Origin of the sequence: Streptomyces sp. CA-111067 (assembly GCF_050956065.1) — a bacterium.
Classification (GTDB): domain Bacteria; phylum Actinomycetota; class Actinomycetes; order Streptomycetales; family Streptomycetaceae; genus Actinacidiphila.
This window is the reverse complement of sequence record NZ_CP192103.1, coordinates 7,416,600-7,440,521: the sequence shown is the minus strand read 5'-3', so window position 1 is coordinate 7,440,521 and position 23,922 is coordinate 7,416,600. Positions and strand designations below refer to the sequence as shown.

Sequence of the window (23,922 nt, the reverse complement as noted above, 5' to 3'; positions counted from 1 at the left end):
CCTGTCTGCTCGGCGTTCTCGCAGGCCATAGGGTTCTTCCGCGCTGTACCGACCCTATTCGAGCCTGCCCGAAGGACGCATCGCCATGGCTTCAAGCCCCGACTCCCCCCAGCCTGCCGCCGGGGGTGCTCCCAAGGCCGCCGCTCCCGCCCGCCGCAAGGCCGGCCGGCACCGTGGCGAGGGCCAGTGGGCCAAGGGTCACTTCACGCCACTGAACGCCAACGAGCAGACCAAGAAGGACGACGACGGTCTCAACGTGCGGACACGCATTGAGACGATCTACGCCAAGGCCGGTTTCGACTCGATCGACGGCGCCGACCTGCGCGGCCGGATGCGCTGGTGGGGCCTGTACACCCAGCGCCGCCCCGGGATCGACGGCGGGCGGACCGCGATCCTGGAGCCCGAGGAGCTGGACGACCGCTACTTCATGATGCGGGTCCGGATCGACGGCGGCCGGCTGACCGTGCCCCAACTGCGCGTGATCGGCGAGATCTCGCAGGAGTTCGCCCGCGGCACCGCCGACATCACCGACCGGCAGAACATCCAGTACCACTGGATCAGGATCGAGGACGTGCCGGAGATCTGGCGGCGCCTCGAGGGCGTCGGCCTGTCCACCACCGAGGCGTGCGGCGACACCCCGCGGACGATCCTGGGCTCCCCGGTGGCCGGCGTCGCCGCCGACGAGATCATCGACGGCACCCCGGCGATCGACGCGATCAAGGAACGGCACATCGGCAGCAAGGAGTTCTCCAACCTGCCGCGCAAGTTCAAGACCGCGGTGTCCGGTTCGCCGCTGCTGGACGTGGCGCACGAGATCAACGACGTGGCCTTCGTCGGCGTGCGGCACCCCGAGCACGGACCGGGCTTCGACCTGTGGGTCGGCGGCGCGCTGTCCACCAACCCGCGGCTGGGCGAACGGCTGGGCGCCTGGGTGCCGTTGGACGAGGTGCCCGACGTGTGGGCCGGGGTGGTCGGCATCTTCCGCGACTACGGCTACCGGCGGCTGCGCAGCCGCGCCCGGCTGAAGTTCCTGCTGGCCGACTGGGGCCCGGAGAAGTTCCGCCAGGTGCTCCAGGACGAGTACCTCAAGCGGGAGTTGATCGACGGCCCCGCCCCCGAGCTGCCGGAGCAGCAGTGGCGTGACCACATCGGCGTGCACCGGCAGAACGACGGCCGGTTCTACGTCGGCTTCGCCGCCCGGGTCGGCCGGATCGACGGCGCCACCCTGACGAAGATCTCCGAACTGGCCGGCGACCACGGCTCCGACCGGGTGCGCACCACCACCGACCAGAAGATGATCGTGCTCGACGTCGAGCAGGACCGGGTCGAGTCGCTGGTCGCGGGCCTGGAGTCGCTGGGCCTTCAGGTCCGCCCCTCGCCGTTCCGGCGCGGCACCATGGCCTGCACCGGCATCGAGTTCTGCAAGCTGGCCATCGTCGAGACCAAGGCCCGCGGTGCCTCGCTGATCGACGAACTGGAGCGCAGGCTGCCGGAGTTCGAGGAGCCGATCGCGATCAACCTCAACGGCTGCCCGAACTCCTGCGCCCGGATCCAGACCGCCGACATCGGCCTCAAGGGCCAGCTGATCACCGACAAGGACGGCGAGCAGGTCGAGGGCTTCCAGGTGCACCTGGGCGGCGGCCTCGGCCTGGACTCCGGCTTCGGCCGCAAGGTGCGCGGCCTGAAGGTCTCCTCGGCCGAACTCCCGGACTACATCGAGCGGGTGCTGACCCGGTTCCAGGCCGAGCGCACCGAGGGCGAGCGGTTCGCGCAGTGGGCGGTCCGGGCCTCCGAGGAGTCGCTGTCGTGACCGAGCGCGCGGCACCGTTCTACTGCCCCTACTGCGGGGACGAGGACCTGCGTCCCTCCGAGGAAAGTCACGGCGCCTGGGAATGCCGGGCGTGCAACCGGGCCTTCCAACTGAAGTTCCTCGGTCTGCTGGCCAGGGGACTTACGTCCGAACCCCCGCATGGAGGCGCTTCGTGACCACCGCACAGCACACCGCGGCCGATCTGCGGCAACTGGCAGAGCAGGCGGGCCGCGATCTGGAGGATGCCTCGGCGCTCGACGTACTGCGCTGGGCCGCCGACACCTTCGGCCGCCGCTTCTGCGTCACCTCCTCGATGGAGGACGCCGTGGTGGCGCACCTGGCCTCGCGCGCCATGCCCGGCGTCGACGTGGTCTTCCTCGACACCGGCTACCACTTCCCGGAGACGATCGGCACCCGGGACGCGGTGGCCGCCGTGATGGACGTCAACGTGCTGACGCTGACCCCGAAGCAGACCGTCGCCGAGCAGGACGCCCAGTACGGCGCCAAGTTGCACGACCGTGACCCGGACCTGTGCTGCGCGCTGCGCAAGGTCGCCCCGCTGGAGGAGGGCCTGCGCGGCTACGACGCGTGGGCCACCGGGCTGCGCCGCGACGAGTCCCCGACCCGGGCCGACACACCCGTGGTGAGCTGGGACGAGAAGCGGCAGAAGGTCAAGATCGCGCCGATCGCCCGCTGGACGCAGGAGGACGTGGAGCGGTACGTGGCGGAGCACGGCGTGCTCACCAACCCGCTGCTGACCGACGGCTACGCCTCGGTCGGCTGCGCACCCTGCACCCGCCGGGTACTAGAGGGCGAGGACGCCCGCGCGGGACGCTGGGCGGGTCTGGGTAAGACCGAGTGCGGGATCCACCTGTGACGAGACCTCAGGAGTTCGACATGGGGACCGGTGCCACCGTCTGGCTCACGGGACTGCCCAGTGCGGGCAAGACCACCATCGCGCACGAGCTGGCGGCCCTGCTGCGCGCCGAGGGCCGCCGGGTGGAGGTGCTCGACGGGGACGAGATCCGCGAGTTCCTCTCCGCGGGCCTCGGCTTCAGCCGCGAGGACCGGCACACCAACGTGCAGCGGATCGGCTTCGTCGCCGAACTGCTCGCCTCGCACGGCGTGCTGGCCCTGGTGCCGGTGATCGCGCCGTACACCGACAGCCGCGAGGCCGTCCGCAAGCGGCACCAGCACAACGGCACCGGCTACCTGGAGGTGCACGTGGCCACCCCGGTGGACGTGTGCGCGGTGCGTGACGTCAAGGGGCTGTACGCCAAGCAGGCCGCGGGGCAGCTCAGCGGGCTGACCGGCGTGGACGATCCGTACGAGATCCCGCAGGACCCCGACCTGCGGATCGAGACGCAGGGCCGCACCGTGGCGGACTCGGCGGCGGCGGTGTACGCGCTGCTGGCAGAACGGGGACTGGCCGCGGCCCCCGCGCCCGTCGCCTCCGGGCTCCTGAGCGGGACATCCGGGCACGTGAGCGAGAGGGAATCAGCGATATGACGACGACCGGCGTCGCGCACACCGGCCCGACGGACAGCCCCTACGCGCTCTCGCACCTGGACGCGCTGGAGTCCGAGGCCGTGCACATCTTCCGTGAGGTGGCGGGCGAGTTCGAGCGGCCGGTGATCCTTTTCTCCGGCGGCAAGGACTCGATCGTGATGCTGCACCTGGCGCTGAAGGCGTTCGCGCCGGCCGCGGTGCCGTTCTCGCTGCTGCACGTGGACACCGGCCACAACTTCCCCGAGGTGCTGGAGTTCCGGGACCGCACAGTCGCCGAGCACTCCTTGCGGCTGCATGTGGCGATGGTGCAGGAGTACATCGACGACGGGCGGCTGCGCGAGCGCCCCGACGGCACCCGCAACCCGTTGCAGATCGTGCCGTTGACCGAGGCGATCCAGGCGCACCGCTTCGACGCGGTGTTCGGCGGCGGCCGGCGCGACGAGGAGAAGGCCCGCGCCAAGGAGCGGGTGTTCTCGCTGCGGGACGAGTTCTCGCAGTGGGACCCGCGCCGCCAGCGCCCCGAGCTGTGGCAGCTCTACAACGGCCGGCACGCGCCCGGCGAGCACGTCCGGGTCTTCCCGCTGTCCAACTGGACCGAGCTGGACGTCTGGCAGTACATCGCGCGGGAGCACATCGAGCTGCCGGGGATCTACTTCGCCCACGAGCGCGAGGTGTTCAGCCGGTCCGGCATGTGGCTGACGCCCGGCGAGTGGGGCGGCCCGAAGGACGGCGAGCCGGTGCAGACCCGGCTGGTGCGCTACCGGACGGTCGGCGACATGTCCTGCACCGGCGCCGTCGACTCCGACGCCACCACGCTTGCCGCGGTGATCGCCGAGATCGCCGCCTCCCGGCTCACCGAGCGGGGCGCCACCCGGGCGGACGACAAGATGTCCGAGGCCGCGATGGAAGACCGCAAGCGCGAGGGGTACTTCTAACCATGACCAGCACCGTGAACCCGCTGACCGCCGAGCAGTTGTCGGCGACCACCCTGCTGCGCTTCGCGACCGCCGGCTCGGTCGACGACGGCAAGTCCACCCTGGTGGGCCGGCTGCTGCACGACTCCAAGTCGGTGCTCACCGACCAACTGGAGGCCGTGGAGCGGGTGTCGCTCGGCCGCGGCCAGGAGGCCCCCGACCTGGCGCTGCTCACCGACGGCCTGCGGGCCGAGCGCGAGCAGGGCATCACCATCGACGTGGCCTACCGCTACTTCGCCACCGCCCGCCGCCGGTTCATCCTGGCCGACACCCCGGGCCATGTGCAGTACACCCGCAACATGGTGACCGGCGCCTCGACCGCGGAGCTGGCCGTGGTGCTGGTGGACGCCCGCAACGGGGTGGTCGAGCAGACCCGCAGGCACGCCGCGGTCGCCGCGCTGCTGCGCGTCCCGCATGTGGTGCTCGCGGTCAACAAGATGGACCTGGTCGACTACGCGGAGCCGGTCTTCGCCGCGATCGCCGAGGAGTTCACCTCCTACGCGGCCTCGCTCGGCGTGCCCGACGTCACCGCGATCCCGATCTCGGCGCTGGCCGGCGACAACGTGGTGGAGCCGTCCGCGCACATGGACTGGTACGGCGGCCCGACGGTGCTTGAGCACCTGGAGACCGTCCCGGTCAGCCACGACCTGACCGGCTGCCCGGCGCGCTTCCCGGTGCAGTACGTGATCAGGCCGCAGACCGCCGAGCACCCCGACTACCGCGGCTACGCGGGCCAGATCGCGTCCGGCATGCTGCGGGTCGGCGAACCGGTCACCGTCCTGCCGTCCGGCCGGACCACCACGATCTCCGGGATCGACGCGCTCGGCCGGGCGGTCGACACCGCGTGGGCGCCGCAGTCGGTGACGGTGCTGCTGGCCGACGACCTGGACGTCTCGCGCGGCGACCTGATCGCGCCCACCGAGACCGCCCCGGAGATCACCCGGGACATCCGGGCCACGGTGTGCCATCTGCACGAGCGCCCGCTGCGGGTCGGCGAGCGGGTGCTGCTCAAGCACGCCACCCGCACGGTGAAGGCGATCGTGCGCGAACTGCCGTACCGGATCGACCTGTCGGCGGGCCTGGCGCACGACAACGGCCCGGCGGAGCTGGCCGTCAACGACATCGGCGCGGTGGTGCTGCGGACCGCGGAGCCGCTGCCGATCGACGCGTACGCCGACTCCCGGCTGACCGGCTCCTTCCTGCTGATCGACCCGGCGGACGGCACGACACTGACCGCGGGGATGGCCGGCGAGGCGTTCGCCGAGAAGCACCCCGCGGTGAACACCACGGCTGACGACGAGGGTTGGGACTTCTGATGATGATCCACGACGCCTTCTCGGGCTTCGCGAAGGAGGGCGGCCGGGTAGGAAGCGGCGCGCTCGGTGCGGGTACGGGCGGGGTCGCACGATGTGTGTGCTGACGCCCCGGGCGGATCTGGCAACAGCCGCCGCCACCCCGGTAGGTACCCGCGTTGCCGCTCCTCGGCGGCAGCGCTTTCGAAGACCTGACGAACCTCCGGCCGCGCCCTAGCGCGCGACACGCCGGGCCTTACGAAGGGACACTCCCGTGTCTGCGCACGTCCGACGCACCTCCCGCGCCCGCTCCAGACTCGTCGCCGCGGCCGCCGTTCTGCCGATCCTGATAGGCGCCCTGGCCGCCTGCGGCTACGGATCCGACAAGAAGTCGGACGACGACGCCAGTTCCGCCCCCGCCGCCGCACCGGTGGCCAGCGGGGCGAAGAAGCTCTCCGCCGACCAGGTCAAGATCGGCTACTTCCCCAACCTGACGCACGCCACCGCGCTGGTGGGGCTCAAGGAGGGCTTCTTCCAGCAGGAGTTGGGCTCCACCAAGATCAAGCAGGCCACGTTCAACGCGGGCCCCGCCGAGATCGAGGCGCTGAACGCCGGCGCGATCGACATCGGCTGGATCGGCCCCTCCCCGTCGATCAACGGCTACACCAAGTCCGACGGCAAGAGCCTGCGGATCATCTCGGGTTCGGCGTCCGGCGGCGTGAAGCTGGTGGTCAACCCGAAGAAGATCAAGACCCTGGACGACGTCAAGGGCAAGAAGATCGCCACCCCGCAGCTCGGCAACACCCAGGACGTGGCGCTGCTGGCCTGGATCAAGTCCAAGGGCTGGAAGGTCGACGCGCAGAGCGGCAAGGGCGATGTGTCGGTGATCCGCACCGACAACAAGATCACCCCCGACGCGTACAAGGCCGGCTCCATCGACGGCGCGTGGGTGCCGGAGCCCACCGCGTCGAAGCTGGTCAACGAGGGCGCCAAGGTGCTGCTGGACGAGAGCACGCTGTGGCCGCAGGGCAAGTTCGTGATCACCAACGTGATCGTGTCGCAGAAGTTCCTGACCGCTCACCCCGATGTGGTCGAGGCAGTGCTGCGCGGGTCGGTGAAGACCAACGCGTGGATCAACGCCAACTCCGACAAGGCCAAGGCCGACGCGAACGACCAGCTCAAGGCGCTGACCCAGAAGGCGCTGCCGGCCACGCAGCTCGACCCGGCCTGGAAGTCCATCCAGTTCCTCGACGACCCGCTGGCCAAGACCGCCCAGGAGGAGGCCGACCACGCCGTGTCGGCCGGGCTGCTCAAGGCACCGAAGCTGGACGGCATCTACGACCTGGCGCCGCTCAACAAGATCCTGAAGGCGGCCGGGCAGCCGTCGGTGGACGCGGCGGGTCTCGGCACCCAGTAGCAGCGCGGTAGCCCGTAGCGGCGCGCCGGCAGCAGCGCGACCGTCCGTACCGATCCCGCAACCCGTTCCGAGGACCCCCAGGAGGTGACACCCATGGCCGACACTCTCAACCCGGCCGCCGCCGCCCAGAGCGTGGCAACCGCCGCGCACGCGGCCCGGCTCGACCATGTGTCGAAGGCGTTCGGCAGGCCCGGCGCCCAGCAGCTCGTACTGGACGACATCACGCTCGACGTGGCGCCAGGCGAGTTCGTCTGCCTGCTGGGGGCCTCGGGCTGCGGCAAGTCCACGCTGCTGAACCTGGTCGCGGGGCTCGACGAGCCCAGCGCCGGCACCATCACCGCGCCCGGCGGCCGGCCGGCGCTGATGTTCCAGGAGCACGCGCTGTTCCCGTGGCTGACCGCGGGCAAGAACGTCGAACTGGCGCTGCGGCTGCGCGGGGTGCCGCGCGAGGAGCGCCGCCCGGAGGCCGAGCGGCTGCTGTCGCTGGTACGGCTCGGCGGCGCGTACGGCAAGCGGGTGCACGAGCTGTCCGGCGGCATGCGGCAGCGGGTGGCACTGGCCAGGGCGCTCGCCCAGGACAGCCAACTGCTGCTGATGGACGAGCCGTTCGCGGCGCTCGACGCGATCACCCGCGATGTGCTGCACGACGAGCTGACCCGGATCTGGTCGCAGACCGACCTGTCGGTGCTCTTCGTGACGCACAACGTGCGCGAGGCCGTACGGCTGGCGCAGCGGGTGGTGCTGATGTCGTCACGGCCCGGGCGGATCGCCCGGGAGTGGACCATCGACATCCCGCAGCCGCGCCGGATCGAGGACGCGGCCGTGGCGGACCTGTCCGTCGAGATCACCGAAGAACTGCGTGGGGAGATCCGCCGCCATGGCCAGCACTGAGACCGACCGGGACCCGCAGGACGGGCCAGGGCCCGAGGCCGCCGCGCCGGACGCGCCGGTGCTCACCAAGGACGGCGTCCCCGCGCAGCGGGACGGCGGCCGGCACGACCTGTCCGGGCTGGAAGCGGGCCTGGACGCGCTGGACGAGGTGCAGATCCGGCGCGCCCCGATCGGCCAGGTGCTGCTGAAGAAGGTGCTGCCGCCGGTGTGCGCGGTGCTGCTGGTGCTCGTGGTGTGGCAGCTGGCGGTCTGGGCGAACCTCGCCGACCAGACGAAGCTGCCGAAGCCGTCGGCGGTCGGCCAGGAGCTGGTGGACCGGTGGAACGCCGGCGACCTGTTCTCGATCATCTGGACCAGCGTCTCGCACGGCCTGCTCGGCTTCCTCGCCGCGCTGGTGATCGGCACGCCGCTGGGCCTGGTCGTGGCCCGGGTCCCGCTGATCCGCGCGGCGATCGGCCCGATCCTGTCCGGCCTCCAGTCGCTGCCGTCGGTGGCGTGGGTGCCGGCCGCGGTGATCTGGCTCGGCCTGAACAACTCCACGATGTACGCGGTGATCCTGCTCGGCGCGGTGCCCTCGATCGCCAACGGCCTGGTGGCCGGCATCGACCAGGTCCCGCCGCTGTACCTCCGCGCGGGCCGCACGATCGGCGCGACGGGCCTGCGCGGCGCGTGGTTCATCCTGCTCCCGGCGGCCCTCCCCGGCTACGTGGCCGGCCTGAAGCAGGGCTGGGCCTTCTCCTGGCGCTCCCTGATGGCCGCGGAGCTGATCGCCTCGTCCCCCGACCTGGGCGTGGGCCTGGGCAGGTACCTTGAGAACATGCGCGAGGGTTCCGACATGGCAGGCGTCTTCCTGGGCATCCTGCTGATCCTCTTCGTCGGGATAGCGATCGACCAGATCATCTTCAGCCCGTTGGAACGCTACGTCCTCCGCTCCCGCGGCCTGACCTCGGCGGCCCAATGACCGGCCCCAGAACAAGCCCCGAAGGGGCGCGCCCGGAAGGGGCGCGGGGAACTGCGCGCCCAGCCCAGAGGCGCCCGCAGATGAGCAGCCGGGCCTCAGGCCCGGAAGGGGCGCGGGGCTGCATCCCATATGCGGCTTCCGCCGCGCGGGCGCGCCCAGCCGAAGCGGACCGGCACTCGGGCGACCACGGTCACCGCCCCGGACTGTTCCCGCTCGCCCCGGTCCCGGCGGCGACCCCGCCGCTCCTGGTGATCGCGCACGGCTCCCGCGACCCGCGCCACGCGGAAACCGTGCGCGCGCTCACCGCCAAGGTCGCGGCCGCCCGCCCAGGGCTCCGCGTGGAAACCGCGTTCCTGGACTTCTGCACCCCCTCCGTCCCGCACGCCGTCCACCGCCTCGCCGCGGACGGCGTGCAAAACGCCATAGCCCTCCCCCTCCTCCTCACCCGCGCGTTCCACGCGAAGACCGACATCCCCGCGGTACTCCGCGAATCCACCGCCCCCTACCCGTCACTGCGCATCCGCACCACGGACGTCCTCGGCCCGTCCCCCCTCCTCACCGCCGCCCTGGAGCGCCGCCTCCAGGAGGCCGGCCTGCACCCCGCCGACCGCGCGACGACCGGCGTCGTCCTGGCCTCCGCGGGCTCGACCGACCCCGAGGCCCGCGCGGTGATCGCGGCGATCGCCCGCCGCTGGCGCCGCTCGGCCGGCTGGCGCGCCGTCCGCCCGGCCTTCGCCTCCGCCGCGCTCCCGCGCACGGAGGACGCCGTCCGCCGCCTCCGCGCGGAGGGCGTCCGCCGGATCGCCGTGGCCCCGTACGTGATCGCCCCCGGCTTCCTCCCCGACCGCATCGCGCGCGGCGCCGCCGAGTCCGGCGCGGACGTCCTGGCGCCGGTGCTGGGCCCGTCCCCCGAGCTGGCCACCCTCCTCCTGCACCGCTACGACGAGGCAGCCGCCCCGTCCGCGGGCCTGCTCTCCGCCTGACCGGCCCGGGCGCCCGAGGAGCCGAACAAACCGATCGCCCCCGCCCCGGCGCCCCCGTAAAGTGCGCGGGTTGTCGTCGACACGAGGGGCGGTTCGGGACCATGGCACCCAGGGCAGTGACACGGGAGCAGTTCGCGGGGGCGGCGCGCGCCGCGCTGGGCGGCGGGCGGCGGCTCGAATCGGTCGAGCGGGTCGCGGGCGGCACCAAGAAGGGCGTGTACCGCCTGGTGATGGACGACACGACGTCCGCGATGGCCTACCTGTGGGACGGCACCGAGAACTACTGGCCCGCGGCCGAGGGCGACGACGACCGCACCGACCCGTTCTCCCCCGCCCTGGGCCTCGACCTGTTCCTGGCCGCGCACGCGCGCCTCGCCGCGGTCGGCGTCCGCGTCCCGGCGATCCGCCTCGCCGACAGCGACGGCGTCCACCTCCCGGACTTCCCCGCCGCCCTCGCCGTCGTCGAGGACCTTCCGGGCGCGAGCCTGGAGGAGATGCTCGCGAGCGACCCGGCCGCGGCGGCCCCGGTCATGGCCCGCCTGGCGGAGTCGCTGGCGGCGATGGGCGAATACCGGGCACCGGCGTACGGCAAGGTCGCCGTGATCGACGGCGGCGGGACGTCACGGGGCACGTCCTGCGAGGGCGTGGTCCTGGACCGCGCGCTGCGGGACCTGGCCGAGGCCGCGTCCCGCGACCCGCGGATCGCCAGCAGCCGCGACCGGCTGGAGGAACGCCTGCGGGCCCTGACGGCGGCGGTCCGACCGCGCACGCGGTACGCGGTCGTGCACGGCGAACTCGGCCCCGACCATGTGCGGGTGGACGCCGGCGGCAACCCCGTACTGATCGACATCGAGGGGCTGATGTACTTCGACGTCGAGTGGGAGCACGTCTTCCTGCGGATCCGCCTGCACGAGGACTACCGCCCGCTGGAGGCGGCCGGCCTCGACGAGGACCGGCTCGCGCTCTACATGCTCGCCGAGCGGCTGTCGCTGACGGCGGGCCCGCTGCGGCTGCTCGACGGCGACTTCCCCGACCGGGCGTTCATGGCCGGCATCGCCGAGCACAACCTGAAGCACGCGCTGCGGCTGATCCACGCCTGACCTGCGCCGACATGAGCGGACATCCCGCCGATTCCGCACCTTCCGCGCTTCCCGGACCGATTTGCATGGGGTCGGCGGCGCCGGGCAGGGCACTCCGGGTCAGGTGTGCGGGGGCACGGTCCGCGAGTGAGGAAGGCCGGGCAGGATGGGCGCGATCGACCAGGTCGACACGAAGGACGGCCGGACGGGCCAGACCGTCCGGCCGCAACGTGCCCTGCCACCAACCCGCACCGCGCCCAGACCCGAGACGACCCCGGCCCCGGCCGCCGCCTCCGTACGAACGAGCGCCCCCTCCGGTGAACGGCTGGCGGCGCTGGACGGGATGCGGTTCGCCGCCGCCCTGTCCGTCGTCCTGTTCCACTTCGTCGGGCAGACCCCCGGCACCTTCCACTGGATCTGGGGGCAGCCCTACCAGGAGGTCTTTCCGGCCGCGCACGAGTACTTCGCCTTCGGGCGGCTGGGCGTCGAGCTGTTCTTCCTGATCAGCGGGTTCGTGATCGCGCTGAGCGGCTGGGGCCGCAGCCCGCGGCAGTTCTTCGTGTCCCGGGTGTCCCGGCTGTTCCCGATGTACTGGGTCGCCCTGCTGCTCACCGCGGCCTTCCTGACGGCGTTCCGCACCCCGTTCGGCCGCCCCGAGCTGCGTACGGTGATCGCGAACCTGACCATGCTCCAGACTCCGATGGGCGTGGACAACCTCGACTCCGTCTACTGGACGCTCTGGCCGGAGCTGTGCTTCTACCTGATGTTCGCGGTCGTGGTCTGGCGCGGGGTGACCTACCGCCGGGTGGTGGTCTTCTGCGGGCTGTGGACGCTGGCCGCCGTCCTGGCGCCGACCGCCGACAACCCGCTGGTGACGATGCTGGTCAACCCGGTCTACGCGCCCTACTTCATCGCCGGGATGGCCTTCCACCTGATGTACCGGTTCCGGCCGACCCCGCTGCTGTGGGGGATCGTCGCCATGTCCTGGCTGGTGGCCGCCCAGTACCTGCTGGCGCCGAGCGACGGCCGGATCGACTGGAGCCAGTGGTCGCCCGGCCGCGGCTGGCTGCTGCTGACGATCAGCGTCTTCTACGCGCTGGTGGCCGCGGTCGCGCTGGGCTGGACGGCGCGGGTGCGCTGGCGCTGGCTGCGTACGGCGGGCGCGCTGACCTTCCCGCTCTACCTGACGCACGACTGCGTCGGCATCTCGATGACCCACTTCCTCAGCGGCCGGATCACACCGTGGGCGCTGGTCGCCGTGGTCACCGTCCTCCTGGTGGCCCTGTCGTACGTGCTCCAGCGGTACGCCGAACGCCCGTTGGCGATCGCGGTGAGGCGTTCGCTGGGCTCGGCGACCTGGAAGGGCACCGGCTGACGGCCCCGGCCCTCCGGAAGCTTTGCGTGTAGGGGACAACTGCGCGCCATGGTGGGGTTGTCCCCACCCCTCAAGGGGGAGATGGCCCGCCGGGATCTCACCAGCAGGCCGGATGGGTCATGGCCCCTGCGGCTCATAGATTCGTCAATGGAACGAGCGACGGTTTCACCGCCTCCTTCCCATGACGATTCTTCACCGGCCTCGGGCAAAGGGGGACACCGTGAGTCGCGCAGGCGCACACGGCAGCAAGATGGGTATCGCGGCGGCGATGGGGGGTTGGAGCGCACGCCACCGCTGGGCCGCGGTGGGCGGGTGGCTGCTCTTCGTCCTGCTCGCCATCTTCATCGGCCAGTCGGCGGGCCGGGTGGACGTCAACGAGGACAAGTCGATGTCCGGCGAGGTCAGCCAGGCCGCGAGCATCATCGACGACAACGGCCTCAAGGGCGCGGCCAACGAGATGGTGCTGATCCAGGCCAAGGCGGGCGGCGGCGGAACCACCGACCCGGCCTTCAGGGCCGCCGTCACCGATGTGATCAACACCGTGAAGGCCACCGGCAAGGTGACCGCGGTGACCTCCCCTTACGACACCAAGGCGATCTCGGCCGACCATCGCAGCGCGCTGGTCAGGTTCGACATGCTCGGTGACGAGGACACCGCGGGCGACCGGGTCAAGCCGGTGCTCGACGCGGTGGACCACGCCCAGGCCAGGCATCCCGCCCTGAAGATCGCCGAGTTCGGTGACGCCAGCGCGGACAAGGCGGAGAACGACGCCTTCGGCTCGGACTTCGCCACCGCCGAGTTCTCGGCGCTGCCGGTGGCGCTCGGCATCCTGCTGATCGCGTTCGGCGCACTGGTGGCGGCGCTGCTGCCGGTGGCGCTCGCGATGACCGCGTTCCTGGCGGCGACCGGGGTGGTGGCGCTGGTCAGCCACATCGTGCCGATGAGTGACACCGCCAACTCGGTGATGCTGCTGGTCGGCCTCGCGGTCGGCGTCGACTACTGCCTGTTCTACCTGCGCCGGGAGCGCGAGGAGCGGGCCGCCGGGCATGACGCGGGGACGGCGCTGCGGATCGCCGCAGCCACCTCCGGCCGGGCGATCCTGATCTCCGGTGTCACCGTGATCGTGGCCATGGCGGGCATGCTCTTCACCGGCATCGGCGACTTCAAGGCGATGGGCGTGGCCACGATGATCGTGGTGGCCATCGCGATGTTCGGCTCGGTCACGGTGCTGCCCGCGCTGCTGTCGCTGCTCGGCGAGAAGGTCGAGAAGGGCCGGATCCCGTTCCTGGGCAAGGCGGCGGGCCGCCGCGGCAAGCGCCCGGTGAACAGCGGCAGCCGGTTCTGGAAGACCGTGCTGCGGCCGGTGCTGCGCAACCCCAAGGCGGCCACCGTGATCGCCGGCGGGCTGCTGGCGGCCATCGCGGTGCCCGCGTTCACCATGCACACCGCGAACCTCTCGCTCGACCAGGAGCTGGGCGGCAGCCTGCCGATCATCCAGACCTACGACGACATCAACACCGCGTTCCCCGGCGGCCCGGACCCGGCGCACGTCGTGGTCAAGGCCGACTCGATCAACTCCCCGGCCGTCAAGCAGGCCATCGCGGACTTCCGCGCCGAGGCGGTCTCGTCCGGCGCGAGCAAGGGCCCGGTGACGGTCACCGTGCACGCCAAGGAGAACGTCGCCCAGATCGACGTACCGCTGGCGGGCGGCACCGACCACGACAAGGCGGAGGCGGACGTCCACACGCTGCGGGACAAGGTGCGGCCGGACACGCTCGGCAAGATCGACGGCGTCCAGGCGCCGGTCAGCGGTGAGACGGCCGGCTCGATGGACTTCACCCACAAGATCACCAGCAGCGTGCCGCCGGTGTTCGCCTTCGTGATCGTCTTCGCCTTCCTGCTGATGCTGCTGTCCTTCAGGTCGCTGACCATCGCGCTGACCTCGGTGGTGCTGAACCTGCTGTCGGTGGGCGCGGCCTACGGTGTGCTGACCATCGTCTTCCAGCACGGCTGGGGCGCCTCGCTGGTCGGCGCGACGGGCACCGGCGCGGTGGTGGCCTGGCTGCCGCTGTTCCTCTTCGTGATCCTGTTCGGGCTGAGCATGGACTACCACGTGTTCGTGGTCTCCCGGATCCGCGAGGCCAAGATGCGCGGGCTGAGCACGAAGGCCGCGATCGAGCACGGCATCACCACCACGGCGGGTGTGGTCACCAGCGCCGCCGTCATCATGGTCGCGGTGTTCGCGATCTTCGGGACGCTGTCGATGCAGAGCATGAAGCAGATGGGTGTCGGCCTGGCCTTCGCGGTGCTGATCGACGCCACCGTGATCCGCGGGGTGCTGCTGCCGGCGGTGATGACGCTGCTGGGCGAGCGCAACTGGTACCTGCCGCGCTGGATGCACCGGCTGCCCGACATGACGCACGACGAGTCGGCGCTGCCGCAGCCTCCGGTGGCGGGGGCCGGCGAGCCGGCCGGGACGCGTCCCCTGGCGCCGGTGCCGGACCGGGTCTGAACCGGAAGCGGAACCGGGTCCGGGCCTGCTGCGAACCCGCAGCGAAGAGCCTGACCTGCTGAAACGGTGAACACAGTGCCCTCGTCCACGCGTGGACGGGGGCACTGTCAGTGCCCGCGAGTAGGGTGGATTTTGTGACCGCAATGGACAGTGAACGCACCGGAACGGTACTGGTGGGCGACGGCATCGAGCGTCGCCTTGAGGAGCACCGGGTCGAACTGACCGGGTACTGCTATCGGATGCTCGGCTCCGCCTTCGAGGCCGAGGACGCCGTGCAGGAGACCCTGGTGCGCGCCTGGCGCAGCCATGACCGTTTCGAGGGCCGGTCGAGCCTGCGGTCCTGGCTCTACCGGATCGCCACCAACGTGTGCCTGGACAGCCTGAACGCGGGCAAGCGCCGGGCCCGCCCGATGGACCTGTCCCCCGCCTCGCACGCGGACGCCACGCTGCCCGCCGCCACCGCCGAGTCGGTGTGGGTGGAGCCGGTGCCCGACGTGCGGGCACTGCCGTCGGCCGGCGACCCGGCCGACGTGGTGGTCTCCCGGGAGACCATCCGGCTGGCCTTCGTCGCCGCGCTCCAGTACCTGCCGCCCCGGCAGCGGGCCGTGCTGATCCTGCGCGAGGTGCTGGCCTGGAAGGCCGCCGAGACCGCCGAGCTGCTCGGCACCACCGTCGCCTCGGTCAACAGCGCGCTGCAACGGGCCAGGGCCACGCTGTCCGAGGCCGGCGTCAGCACCTCCGAGCCCGCACCGCCGGCCCCGATGGACGAGGACCAGCGGGCGCTGCTCGACCGCTACGTGGCGGCCTTCGAGCAGTACGACCTGGAGTCGCTGACCAGCCTGCTGCACGAGGACGCGACGCTGTCCATGCCGCCTTACGAGCTGTGGCTGCGCGGGCACGAGGACATAACCGCGTGGATGCTCGGCACCGGCATCGAGTGCCGGGGCTCCCGGCTGCTGCCGGTGTCGGCGAACGGATCGCCCGGTTTCGGCCAGTACCGGCCCAGCGGTCCGAACGGCGAGCACCAGGCGTGGGCGCTCCAGGTGCTGGAGATCAGGGACGGCCGGATCACCGGGCTGAACTCATTCCTTGACACCGCGCACCTCTTCCCGCTGTTCGGTCTCCCACTCGAACTCCCCCGCTAGCCCTGCAAGTTCACACAGCGAGCGAAGTGCCGGGCAGGCGCCGCTGAGCCTGACCTGGTGCCCGGTCCTGCGCGCGGCCAGCCGCAGCCGGGCGAGGGCGGCCAGCAGCCGCAGGTCCGCCTCCGGCAGCGGCTCCGGCACCCGCCCGGCTTCCCGCTGCTCATCCCCGGCCCGCTCACCTGCCGGAACCAGCCCGCTCACGTCGAGCACCAGCGTCGCCCGAGGGCACGCCGGATCGCCCGGCCCGTCCGGGCCGGAGACCGCCGCCACTGTCGATCACCTCGATCCGGGCCCCGCCATGAGGCCCCCTCCATACCGACCCTTCTCACCCGTCGGACTCATCGCCCGCGCGCAGACGTATTCGCGGCGCATTCGCGGGAATACGGGCGCGAAACGGGGGCGCGCGGGTGCGACACTGACGGTGTCCGATACGGGCGAGCGATGACAACGGCATATGCGACCAACGCAACCAGGAAGGCGCTCGGATGGCGGACGCGGGGTTCACGCAGGAGCGGGCGCGGGCGGTGGTGGAGGCGGCCGGGTATCCGGCGGCGGAGCTGCTCTCCTTCGGGGAGAACGCGGTCTTCGCGGCCGGCCGGCTGGTGATCAAGGTCGGCCGCACCGACCTGCTCGACCGCGCGCGGCGCGAGGTGCGTACCGCCGACTGGCTCGCCAAGCACGACGTGCCCGCCGTCCGCTCGGCCGAGTCCGAGGTCGGCCTGATCGACGGCCACCCGGTGTCGTACTGGCAGCGGCTGCCGGAGTCGCTGCGCCCCGCCGAGCCCGCCGACGTGGCCCCGCTGCTCCTCCTGGTGCACGCGCTGCCCGAGCCCGACTTCGGGCTGCCGGCGCGCGACCTGCTCGGCGGCGTCGAACGCTGGCTGCGGCTGGCGGGCGACGCGATCGACCCGGCCGACGCCGCCTTCCTGCGGGCCCGCAGGGACGACTACGCGGTGGCCTCCGCCCAACTCGTGCCGCACCTGGAGCGCGGCCCGATCCACGGCGACGCGCTCCCCCGCAACGTGCACATCGGCCCCGACGGCCCGGTCCTGGTCGACCTGGAGACGTTCTCCTCCGACCTGCGCGAGCACGACCTCGTCGTCCAGACCCTCAGCCGTGACCGCTACGGCGTCGATCCCGCCGCCTACGACGCCTTCACCACCGCGTACGGCTGGGACGTCGCCACCTGGCCCGGCTCCACGGTCCTGCGCGCGGCCCGCGAAACGGCCAGCTGCGCCTGGGTGGCCCAGTTCGCCCCGGCCAACCCGGCCGCCCGCACGGAGTTCCGCCGCCGGGTGGCCTCACTCCGCGCGGACGACCCGACGGTGCGCTGGTACAGCTTCTGACCGGTCCGCGGCCGCGCGGTAGCATCCCGGGATGCCGACCATAGAGACGCTGGTGCCGTCGGCCGGCGAGGTCGACGCCGCCGCGCTCCGCGAGCTGAGCGGCGACGAACTCGCCGCATATGTGGCCGATCCGGCGCACCCGTGGTGGCGGCGAAGGCCGTGCGTGGTCGCGCTGGCGGGCCGGGTCCCGGAATCGCGGGTGGCCGCCCTGATCGCCCGCGCCTGCGACCCGCGGGACGAGGCCATGGTCCGGATCGCGCTGCTCGACCTGCTCGCGGACCGGACCGAGCTCCTGCCCTGGCTCCGGCACGAGGACCGGCGGCGAGACCGGTCGTACGGCATGCCCGAGGCGATCATCAAGGCGCGCGGCGTGCTCGGCGACCGTTCGGCGGCCGGCGGTCTTGCGACGCTCGCGGCCTCGCCCTGGCCGCATCGGCGGGAGAGCGGCGAGGCGGGGCTTGACGCGCTGGTCACCCGGTACGGGGTTGAGGCGGTGCTGTCGGAACTCGGCGACACGCGGCCTGAGGACCGGGCCTTCCGCGTCCGGATGAGGCACCGCGCCGGGGACGACGTCGCGGACGCGCTGGCGGACCCCGATCACGGTGTGGCGTACCTGGCCCAGTCCCTCCTGACGGACCCGGTCCGGCTGCGCGCCCGGCTCGACGCGGCGCCGACGACCGAGGCGAAGCTCTGGACCGCCTACGCCCTGCACCGGCTGACCGACGACACCGCCGAGACCCGGGCGATATACGCGTCGTTGGGTCGCCCCCGGGTCGAAGTACCGGGCTTGGACGAGGAGTTGCGCGCCGCGATCCTGCACGAGTACGCGAGCGGCTGCGAGTGGCAGAGCGATCCGCGGTGGCGGGTCGAAGCGCTCTGCGCGGAGCCGCCCGCCCGGCCCGACAAGGACGCCCGACTCCGCGCCGCGACCACCGCGTTGCGGGAGGCCGGCTTCCATCCGGAGCCCCCGGTCTCGGCCGGCGCGGACAACCGGCAGGGCGAGGGCACCTATCACGTCATCCGGTACGACGGGGACCGCGTGCTCATCAGCACGCTCGGCCGCTTCGCGTACTGCGACGACGACGTCGATCCCGCCGCTCACCGGGCCCTCGAATCAGCCGGTTTCCGCTGGATCGACGAACCGGTCCACCAGATCCTCGTCACGGGCCTGTGCGTGTACTACTTCGGCGAGCGGAAGCCCCTGGGCGTGAGCACCCTGCTGTTCTACTGGCAGGACTAGGACTCGTCCTGCCGATCACCTGACAGCCCGGGCGGCCAGCCCGTCGCACAGTACGGACACCGCCAGGCGCTCGTCCATCGGGGCGGCCGGGTGGGCGCGGAGCGCGTGGAGGACGCCTGCGAGGAGCGTCATCAGGTCGTCGGCGGTCAGGTCGGGCCGCACCGCACCGCTGCGCTGGGCCGCTGCCAGGAGGCGGCCGACCTCGTCCCGCAGTTCGGCGGCGGTGGCGGAGACGGCGGTTCGCACGTCGACCCCGGCGCCGCCGAGCGCGTCGACCAGGTCCTGCTTGGGCGCGGCCTCGCGCACCAGGTGGGCGACGAAGTCGAAGAAGGCCGCGCCCGGGTCTGCGGCGGCGGCGGACTCGCGCGCGTGGCCGACGAGTTGGCGCAGGCGTTCGTGGACGACGGCCTCGAAGAGCGCCTCCTTGGTCGGGAAGTGCCGGTAGAGGGTGCCCGGGCCGACCCCGGCCCGGCGGGCGATCCGGTCGAGCGGCACCGCCAGCCCCTCCTCGGCGAAGGCGTCCTGCGCCGCTCGCAGCACCAGGTCGCGGTTGCGCCGTGCGTCGGCCCGCATCTGCGGCCACCCCACTCTCCGGGAGTCCTTCCAACCGGGGCGCACTCTCCGGTACGGTCTAACCGGGGCGCACTCTCCGATTCACTGCCGCCGATCCTACGGCCTGTCCGCCCCCAGGGAGGACACCAGCATGCCCAGCACCGCCCGCGACATCGCGGAACGCTTCCTCGGCGCCACCACCGGAGCCGACCCCGGCGACCTCGCCGACTGCTACGCCCCGCAGGTCGTCATCGAGATGCCGTTCGCGCCGGCCGCCCTCTACCCGGCCCGCACGGAGACCGACCGCGAGTCGCTGCGCGCCCGGTTCCGGGCCGGCGCCGCGCTGCGCCGGTACGAGCGCCTGTCCGGCGTGCGGATCCACGAGACGGCCGACCCGGAGGTCGTGATCGTCGAGTACGACCTGCACGGGCGGCTGCTCGCCGGCGGGGAGCCGTTCACGCTGTCGTTCCTGATGGTGATGACCGTGCGGGACGGCCTGATCGTGCACACCCGCGACTACGCCGACCCGATCGCGGGCGCGACGGCACTGGGCCGGCTTCCGGCGCTGCTGGAGGCCCTGGCCACGGCTGCCGCCGGCTGACCTCACAGCCCCGGGGCCGCCCGGAACCGGACATCCGGCCCGGCGCCACCATGGCCGGGGCGCGGGTCCGTCAGGATGGGGGCATGACGACGCCTGACGATCTTGTCACCCGGCTGCGGGCCGGCTCCCGCGAGCGGCGCGCGACGCGGGTTCGCGGCCCCGAACTCCGGTCCGTGGAGGACGTGTCGGGGCCCGGCGGCCTGCCGCTGCGCCGTTACCGCCCCGCCGACGGGGACCGCCCCCTGCTGGTGTTCCTGCACGGCGGCGGCTTCGTCCTCGGCGACCTCGACACCCATGACCGCGTCTGCCGCCGGATCGCCCTCACCTGCGAACTCGACGTGCTGGCCGTCGACTACCGGCTCGCCCCCGAACACCCCTACCCCGCCGGTGTCGAGGACGCCGTCGCCGTGCTGCGCCAGTCGCGGCCCGCCGCCGTCGCCGGTGACAGCGCGGGCGGGTTCCTGGCCATCGCGGCCTGCATGGCGCTGCGCGACGAGGGGTCCCGACTGCCCGCCGTCCAGGCGCTGTTCTGCCCCAACACCGACCTGACGCTGGCCGGCCCGTCCGTCATCGAGAAGGGCACCGGCCACGGCCTGGACGCCGAAACGCTCGCCGTGTTCGTCGAGTCGTTCGTCCCCGACCCCGCCGCCCGCCGGGCCGCCTCACCCCTGCACGCAGACGACTTCGCGGACCTACCTTCCGCCCTGGTGGTCACCGCCGAGCACGACCCCCTCCGCGACGAGGGCGACGCCTACGCCCGCCGCCTCGCCCTGGCCGGCGTCCCGGTCCGCCACCGCTGCGAACCGAGCCTCGAACACGGCTTCATCCAGAACGACGACCCCGCCGCCGAAGCCGCACAGAACCGCATCTTCGCCGACCTCCGCGACCTCGTCCCCCGCTGACGCCTGGACGCGGTCACGTCCCCTGGGCGATCTTCTCGGCCGCCGCCACCTTCGCCGCGTGCGCGGACTTGAGCCGGGTCAGGTCCGCCTGCCGGGACGCGATCATCCCGCGCTGGATCCGGCTCTCCGCCGCGAACCACGTGTCCAGCAGCCCCGTGCTGTCCTTGCACGCCATGTCCGCCTTCGCGGTGGCCAGTTCACGCGCCGAGGGCGCGGCACCGCTGAGGAACGCGTTGTCGCCGAGCGCGTCCATCGGCGTCGGGTAGTCGAAGCCCTTCGCCCTCATACAGGCCGACCACGCCCCGGTCGCCTTCCGCACCGCCGGGTCCTTCGCCGAGGCGGCATAGCTCCCGCTCGCGATGTCGGAGGCGGTCTGCGACGCCGACGGGTCGTCGTATGCGCCCATCGCGGTGGCCGCCTCACCACGACAGCCGCCAACCGGCACCGCCCGGCCGTGATAGCTCACGGCCGTCGTCGCGTCGGGCTGCCGCGCGTCCTTCCGCCCGAAGAGCACCAGGTACTGCGCGGTGCCGCTGCGCACCGGGTCGGCGGGCGCCTGCGCCGACTCCTCGTCGGGGGTCAGGTGATAGCCGTAGTGAGCGGCGTCGAACGCACTCGACAACCCGTAGCGGCGATCTGCCGACTCCCGTGCGAGCGGCGGCGGTTGCCCGGGCGCGCGGAACGTCATGCCGTACCGCCGCATGCAGCGGTCGGTGAGGACGCTCACGGCGGCATCGATCGCCGACGTCTGCTGATCGGTGAAGGAGTATTCCGCGATCGGCAGCCTCGCGGTGAACCGGGGGTCATCACCCGCCGGGGGCTCGGCGGTCGTCGCCGTCCCGGAGGGGGCCGACACGGCCGGCCGCCCGGCAGCGGAGTGCTCCGCCGTCGAACAGCCGGCCAGTACGACGACGCCCGCGAGAGCGGCCAGCGCGGCCGACCCTGTGGTGTGCCTCATCGCGCCGCGTTCAGAACTGGTAGCAAGAGGACTTGCCGTAGTTGAACTTCACCGACGCGTCGTTGTTGTACGTGTAGTGCAGCTTTTCGGCGATGGCGTAGTAGGTGAGCGTGTCGCACGAACCGCCGTAATTGCTGTTGTAGTAGATCGTCGTACTGGTGTTGCTGAAGTTGGCCGCCGACGCGGCGTGGTTCTTCAACGAGTAGCCCTGGCCGCCGCCGAGGGTGATGAACTTGTAGGACGCCAGGTTCGGGATGTTCCCCCAGACATAGGTCTGCGACCCCTGTTCGTTGCTGTTGAAGGAGAACCGAAGGCACCGGTCCACCGACTGGGTGTCGGTCCCACAGGCACTGCCCGACCCCGCCATGGCCTGCGGCGCCGCCGCCAGCACCGCCACGACGGCCACCGGAAGCGCCGCCAGACCCATCAACCGCTTACGCGCACCACTCATGCCGTCTCCCCCTCGGGGTGTTTCACGGATCACGTTGATCCGGCGACGACATTAGCCATCCGGAGTGCGCGCTCATCAGTCACTTCTGAGCCAGTGATGTGGCTTGGATCAATACGTGAACTCAGAGGTTCGTGGATGGGTTCGGGGCTTTTCCGAGTCCCGGAGCACAGGCCAGAGCCCATTCGGAGCGCCGAATTCCGCAATCCGTCTTCCCGGTCGCGACGGGGTGCTGCCCGGGCGCGGTGGCGCGATTCGGCCACCGCTCGGGCCGGGTCGCGCGGCGGCGGCAATCCCGCCGAAAACGAAGAACGCCCCCTGGGCCCAGAGGGCCAGGGGGCGGGACGAAGCGGGAAGGCGCGCTCAGGCGAGCGTGCCCGCCTTCACGTCGGCGACGAAGGCGGACCAGGCGCCCGGGGTGAACGTCAGGGCCGGGCCCTGCGGGTCCTTGCTGTCGCGGACCGGGACGACGCCGGGGATGCCGTCAGCGACCTCGATGCAGTTGCCCCCGTCGGCATTGCTGTACGTGGACTTGCGCCAGCACGCAGCGCTCAGAGCTGAATCGGGGGTGTGCATGAGGTGCTGTCCTCCATCACGTGCCGGATGAATGCCCGGGACTCGGAGGGTGACAGTGCGGAGTCCCGCAACAGATCATAGGACAGCTTGAGCTGCTCGACTCGTGGCGCGTCCTCGATCAGCACGCCCTCGACGCTGCTCTCCACCCAGGCGACAGACCGGCCACCCGGCAGCCACAGCAGCGTCATGCAGCCTTCGAGCAGATCGTGAATACCGGCGCTGAACGGCAGGATTTGGAGAACGACGTTCGGCCGCTTCTCGTCCACCAGTACTTCGAGTTGGTTCCGCCAGATCTCCCGCTCGGCCGTGGGACGGCGGATGACCGACTCGTCCATCAGTGCGCGCAGATGTGGCGGATCGTCACGATCCAGAAGTGACTTCCGCCTCATACGGGCGGCGAGTTTTTCGGCCAGCACCTCTTCGCTACGGGGACGGGCAGTCCGCAGTTGAGCTCGGGCGTAGTCCTCGGTCTGGAGCAGCCCGGGAACGGTAGCGGTGTTGTACTGCTGCATGACCGTGGCGTCGGGTTCGAGCCGCATGAACCGCTTGTAGCGGTCCGGCACGACCTCGTCGTCGGCCAGTCTCCAGAGCTGCTGGAGGTGGTTGCCGGTCCCGTAGGCGGCGTCGAGTGCGGCAATCGCCTCGATCGCGCCGAGCTTGTGGCCGTGCTCCAGCTTGGAGAGATACGTCCGGTCGTACGTCGTCTTGTCGGCGAGATCGCTGAGCGACCAGCCCGACGCCTCGCGCAACCGCGCCAGTTCGACGGCGAAGACTTTTCTGGCCGATGGCCGTCCGGATGGTTCCACCGTCACAGCTTGCACCCCTCCACCGATTTCACCTGTTGACCACCCAGAAGGGACAACAGCCAACCCTCCCGAGGCTAGCCCCTTTTGCGTCACGCTGTGAGCAGTCCAGCACAGACAGCGAACGGAAGGCCACCCCCCATGGTGACTGTGCGTCCCACCAGCACCGCGCCCCTGACGGGACGTTGGCCGCAGAACCCGCTGTCCGTGCCGCTCGCCCGCCAGGAGTTGCGGGCCGCTCTTGCCGAGTGGGGACGGTCGGAGCTGGCCGACGCCGCCGAGCTCGTCCTCTCCGAGCTGCTGACCAACTCCCTCCAGCACGCGGCCGGTTGCGGCTGGGACATCGAGACGCGTCTCGAACTCGACGGCGCCGGCGTGCGGCTGGAAGTGCACGACGCTTCGGAGGTCCGCCCGCGCGTGCGGGCCGCCGGCGACGAGGACGACGGCGGGCGCGGACTGGGCCTCGTCGACGCGATCACCGGTGGGCGGTGGGGCGTTCTGACCGACCTCCGGCCCGGCAAGAGCGTGTGGGCGCTCGTCGGCTGACC

General features: G+C 71.8%; 25 protein-coding genes. 19 read left to right on the top strand and 6 right to left on the bottom strand.

Features of this window, described 5'->3' with window-relative positions; genetic code table 11:
• The first annotated feature begins 85 nt into the window (after positions 1-85).
• The 14 genes from ACQPW6_RS32975 (at position 86) to ACQPW6_RS32910 (ending at position 15,948) form a co-directional block, all read left to right on the top strand.
• Positions 86-1,810, top strand: a complete 1,725-nt coding sequence (locus ACQPW6_RS32975; protein ID WP_433893370.1) for a nitrite/sulfite reductase — start codon at positions 86-88, stop codon at positions 1,808-1,810.
• Positions 1,807-1,986 (top strand): hypothetical protein, encoded by a 180-nt coding sequence (locus ACQPW6_RS32970; RefSeq protein ID WP_433893369.1) that lies wholly within the window; start codon positions 1,807-1,809, stop codon positions 1,984-1,986. Before ACQPW6_RS32975 ends, ACQPW6_RS32970 begins: the two co-directional genes overlap by 4 nt.
• A complete protein-coding gene (locus ACQPW6_RS32965) occupies positions 1,983-2,687 on the top strand; it encodes a phosphoadenylyl-sulfate reductase (RefSeq protein ID WP_433893368.1) in 705 nt (234 codons plus the stop codon). Before ACQPW6_RS32970 ends, ACQPW6_RS32965 begins: the two co-directional genes overlap by 4 nt.
• 20 nt (positions 2,688-2,707) lie before the next feature.
• The gene (cysC, locus tag ACQPW6_RS32960) at positions 2,708-3,319 is read left to right on the top strand and encodes an adenylyl-sulfate kinase (protein WP_433894733.1); all 612 of its coding nucleotides are present in this window, start codon (positions 2,708-2,710) and stop codon (positions 3,317-3,319) included.
• Entirely contained in the window at positions 3,316-4,254 is a 939-nt protein-coding gene (gene cysD, locus ACQPW6_RS32955; RefSeq protein ID WP_433893367.1) for a sulfate adenylyltransferase subunit CysD, read from the top strand. The genes cysC and cysD overlap by 4 nt, the downstream gene beginning before the upstream one ends.
• A 2-nt stretch (positions 4,255-4,256) precedes the next feature.
• Complete coding sequence (locus tag ACQPW6_RS32950; protein WP_433893366.1) at positions 4,257-5,609, top strand: sulfate adenylyltransferase subunit 1; 1,353 nt, start codon at positions 4,257-4,259, stop codon at positions 5,607-5,609.
• Between the two features lie 250 nt (positions 5,610-5,859).
• Positions 5,860-7,002, top strand: coding sequence for an aliphatic sulfonate ABC transporter substrate-binding protein (locus ACQPW6_RS32945; protein WP_433893365.1), 1,143 nt, complete (start codon positions 5,860-5,862; stop codon positions 7,000-7,002).
• A gap of 93 nt (positions 7,003-7,095) precedes the next feature.
• Positions 7,096-7,893 (top strand): ABC transporter ATP-binding protein, encoded by a 798-nt coding sequence (locus ACQPW6_RS32940; protein ID WP_433893364.1) that lies wholly within the window; start codon positions 7,096-7,098, stop codon positions 7,891-7,893.
• Positions 7,880-8,854, top strand: a complete 975-nt coding sequence (locus tag ACQPW6_RS32935) for an ABC transporter permease (RefSeq protein ID WP_433893363.1) — start codon at positions 7,880-7,882, stop codon at positions 8,852-8,854. The genes ACQPW6_RS32940 and ACQPW6_RS32935 overlap by 14 nt, the downstream gene beginning before the upstream one ends.
• A gap of 203 nt (positions 8,855-9,057) precedes the next feature.
• Positions 9,058-9,837, top strand: a complete 780-nt coding sequence (locus ACQPW6_RS32930) for a sirohydrochlorin chelatase (protein ID WP_433894732.1) — start codon at positions 9,058-9,060, stop codon at positions 9,835-9,837.
• 101 nt (positions 9,838-9,938) lie between these two features.
• Positions 9,939-10,937, top strand: coding sequence for a phosphotransferase family protein (locus ACQPW6_RS32925; protein ID WP_433893362.1), 999 nt, complete (start codon positions 9,939-9,941; stop codon positions 10,935-10,937).
• Between the two features lie 145 nt (positions 10,938-11,082).
• The gene (locus tag ACQPW6_RS32920; RefSeq protein WP_433893361.1) at positions 11,083-12,291 is read left to right on the top strand and encodes an acyltransferase family protein; all 1,209 of its coding nucleotides are present in this window, start codon (positions 11,083-11,085) and stop codon (positions 12,289-12,291) included.
• 250 nt (positions 12,292-12,541) lie between these two features.
• Positions 12,542-14,803 carry an MMPL family transporter gene (locus ACQPW6_RS32915; protein WP_433894731.1) on the top strand — a complete coding sequence of 754 codons (2,262 nt, stop codon included), beginning with the start codon at positions 12,542-12,544 and terminating at the stop codon, positions 14,801-14,803.
• A gap of 143 nt (positions 14,804-14,946) precedes the next feature.
• Positions 14,947-15,948 (top strand): sigma-70 family RNA polymerase sigma factor, encoded by a 1,002-nt coding sequence (locus tag ACQPW6_RS32910; protein WP_433894730.1) that lies wholly within the window; start codon positions 14,947-14,949, stop codon positions 15,946-15,948.
• Here the strand turns inward: ACQPW6_RS32910 and ACQPW6_RS32905 are convergent.
• On the bottom strand, positions 15,886-16,149 hold the full coding sequence (locus tag ACQPW6_RS32905) for a hypothetical protein (protein WP_433893360.1): 264 nt from the start codon (positions 16,147-16,149) through the stop codon (positions 15,886-15,888). The two genes, ACQPW6_RS32910 and ACQPW6_RS32905, sit on opposite strands and share 63 nt — an antisense overlap.
• Before the next feature lie 284 nt (positions 16,150-16,433).
• Between ACQPW6_RS32905 and ACQPW6_RS32900 the strand changes: the two genes are divergently transcribed.
• Together ACQPW6_RS32900 and ACQPW6_RS32895 are read left to right on the top strand one after the other, a co-directional pair.
• The gene (locus ACQPW6_RS32900; RefSeq protein WP_433893359.1) at positions 16,434-17,294 is read left to right on the top strand and encodes a phosphotransferase; all 861 of its coding nucleotides are present in this window, start codon (positions 16,434-16,436) and stop codon (positions 17,292-17,294) included.
• A gap of 31 nt (positions 17,295-17,325) precedes the next feature.
• Complete coding sequence (locus ACQPW6_RS32895) at positions 17,326-18,534, top strand: hypothetical protein (protein ID WP_433893358.1); 1,209 nt, start codon at positions 17,326-17,328, stop codon at positions 18,532-18,534.
• A 15-nt stretch (positions 18,535-18,549) separates the two neighbouring features.
• On the opposite strand, the gene ACQPW6_RS32890 is transcribed toward ACQPW6_RS32895, so the two are convergent.
• Positions 18,550-19,107, bottom strand: coding sequence for a TetR/AcrR family transcriptional regulator (locus ACQPW6_RS32890; RefSeq protein WP_433893357.1), 558 nt, complete (start codon positions 19,105-19,107; stop codon positions 18,550-18,552).
• A 130-nt stretch (positions 19,108-19,237) separates the two neighbouring features.
• Here ACQPW6_RS32890 and ACQPW6_RS32885 point away from each other — a divergent pair, with 130 nt between their 5' ends.
• Both ACQPW6_RS32885 and ACQPW6_RS32880 read left to right on the top strand, forming a co-directional pair.
• Entirely contained in the window at positions 19,238-19,687 is a 450-nt protein-coding gene (locus tag ACQPW6_RS32885) for a nuclear transport factor 2 family protein (RefSeq protein ID WP_433893356.1), read from the top strand.
• Positions 19,688-19,770: 83 nt separating this feature from the next.
• Positions 19,771-20,589: an alpha/beta hydrolase gene (locus tag ACQPW6_RS32880; protein ID WP_433893355.1), complete on the top strand. Its 819-nt coding sequence runs from the start codon at positions 19,771-19,773 to the stop codon at positions 20,587-20,589.
• 13 nt (positions 20,590-20,602) lie between these two features.
• On the opposite strand, the gene ACQPW6_RS32875 is transcribed toward ACQPW6_RS32880, so the two are convergent.
• The 4 genes from ACQPW6_RS32875 to ACQPW6_RS32860 all read right to left on the bottom strand — a co-directional run bounded on the left by ACQPW6_RS32875 (position 20,603) and on the right by ACQPW6_RS32860 (position 23,383).
• A complete protein-coding gene (locus ACQPW6_RS32875) occupies positions 20,603-21,547 on the bottom strand; it encodes a hypothetical protein (protein ID WP_433893354.1) in 945 nt (314 codons plus the stop codon).
• Positions 21,548-21,557: 10 nt separating this feature from the next.
• Positions 21,558-21,998 carry a peptidase inhibitor family I36 protein gene (locus ACQPW6_RS32870; RefSeq protein WP_433893353.1) on the bottom strand — a complete coding sequence of 147 codons (441 nt, stop codon included), beginning with the start codon at positions 21,996-21,998 and terminating at the stop codon, positions 21,558-21,560.
• Positions 21,999-22,358: 360 nt separating this feature from the next.
• Positions 22,359-22,571 carry a DUF397 domain-containing protein gene (locus ACQPW6_RS32865; RefSeq protein ID WP_433893352.1) on the bottom strand — a complete coding sequence of 71 codons (213 nt, stop codon included), beginning with the start codon at positions 22,569-22,571 and terminating at the stop codon, positions 22,359-22,361.
• A complete protein-coding gene (locus ACQPW6_RS32860; protein ID WP_433893351.1) occupies positions 22,547-23,383 on the bottom strand; it encodes a helix-turn-helix domain-containing protein in 837 nt (278 codons plus the stop codon). Before ACQPW6_RS32860 ends, ACQPW6_RS32865 begins: the two co-directional genes overlap by 25 nt.
• A gap of 132 nt (positions 23,384-23,515) precedes the next feature.
• On the opposite strand from ACQPW6_RS32860, the gene ACQPW6_RS32855 reads away from it, so the two are divergent.
• Positions 23,516-23,920 carry an ATP-binding protein gene (locus ACQPW6_RS32855; RefSeq protein ID WP_433893350.1) on the top strand — a complete coding sequence of 135 codons (405 nt, stop codon included), beginning with the start codon at positions 23,516-23,518 and terminating at the stop codon, positions 23,918-23,920.
• The last annotated feature ends 2 nt before the right edge of the window (positions 23,921-23,922 follow it).

Coding starts and splice junctions, on each gene's coding strand:
- ACQPW6_RS32910 (WP_433894730.1), top strand. CDS start 14,947: ATGGACAGTGAACGCACCGGAACGGTACTGGTGGGCGACGGCATCGAG.
- ACQPW6_RS32925 (WP_433893362.1), top strand. CDS start 9,939: ATGGCACCCAGGGCAGTGACACGGGAGCAGTTCGCGGGGGCGGCGCGC.
- ACQPW6_RS32935 (WP_433893363.1), top strand. CDS start 7,880: ATGGCCAGCACTGAGACCGACCGGGACCCGCAGGACGGGCCAGGGCCC.
- cysC (WP_433894733.1), top strand. CDS start 2,708: ATGGGGACCGGTGCCACCGTCTGGCTCACGGGACTGCCCAGTGCGGGC.
- ACQPW6_RS32900 (WP_433893359.1), top strand. CDS start 16,434: ATGGCGGACGCGGGGTTCACGCAGGAGCGGGCGCGGGCGGTGGTGGAG.
- ACQPW6_RS32885 (WP_433893356.1), top strand. CDS start 19,238: ATGCCCAGCACCGCCCGCGACATCGCGGAACGCTTCCTCGGCGCCACC.
- cysD (WP_433893367.1), top strand. CDS start 3,316: ATGACGACGACCGGCGTCGCGCACACCGGCCCGACGGACAGCCCCTAC.
- ACQPW6_RS32870 (WP_433893353.1), bottom strand. CDS start 21,998: ATGAGTGGTGCGCGTAAGCGGTTGATGGGTCTGGCGGCGCTTCCGGTG.
- ACQPW6_RS32880 (WP_433893355.1), top strand. CDS start 19,771: ATGACGACGCCTGACGATCTTGTCACCCGGCTGCGGGCCGGCTCCCGC.
- ACQPW6_RS32940 (WP_433893364.1), top strand. CDS start 7,096: ATGGCCGACACTCTCAACCCGGCCGCCGCCGCCCAGAGCGTGGCAACC.
- ACQPW6_RS32890 (WP_433893357.1), bottom strand. CDS start 19,107: ATGCGGGCCGACGCACGGCGCAACCGCGACCTGGTGCTGCGAGCGGCG.
- ACQPW6_RS32875 (WP_433893354.1), bottom strand. CDS start 21,547: ATGAGGCACACCACAGGGTCGGCCGCGCTGGCCGCTCTCGCGGGCGTC.
- ACQPW6_RS32975 (WP_433893370.1), top strand. CDS start 86: ATGGCTTCAAGCCCCGACTCCCCCCAGCCTGCCGCCGGGGGTGCTCCC.
- ACQPW6_RS32895 (WP_433893358.1), top strand. CDS start 17,326: ATGCCGACCATAGAGACGCTGGTGCCGTCGGCCGGCGAGGTCGACGCC.
- ACQPW6_RS32950 (WP_433893366.1), top strand. CDS start 4,257: ATGACCAGCACCGTGAACCCGCTGACCGCCGAGCAGTTGTCGGCGACC.
- ACQPW6_RS32915 (WP_433894731.1), top strand. CDS start 12,542: ATGGGTATCGCGGCGGCGATGGGGGGTTGGAGCGCACGCCACCGCTGG.
- ACQPW6_RS32865 (WP_433893352.1), bottom strand. CDS start 22,571: ATGCACACCCCCGATTCAGCTCTGAGCGCTGCGTGCTGGCGCAAGTCC.
- ACQPW6_RS32855 (WP_433893350.1), top strand. CDS start 23,516: ATGGTGACTGTGCGTCCCACCAGCACCGCGCCCCTGACGGGACGTTGG.
- ACQPW6_RS32920 (WP_433893361.1), top strand. CDS start 11,083: ATGGGCGCGATCGACCAGGTCGACACGAAGGACGGCCGGACGGGCCAG.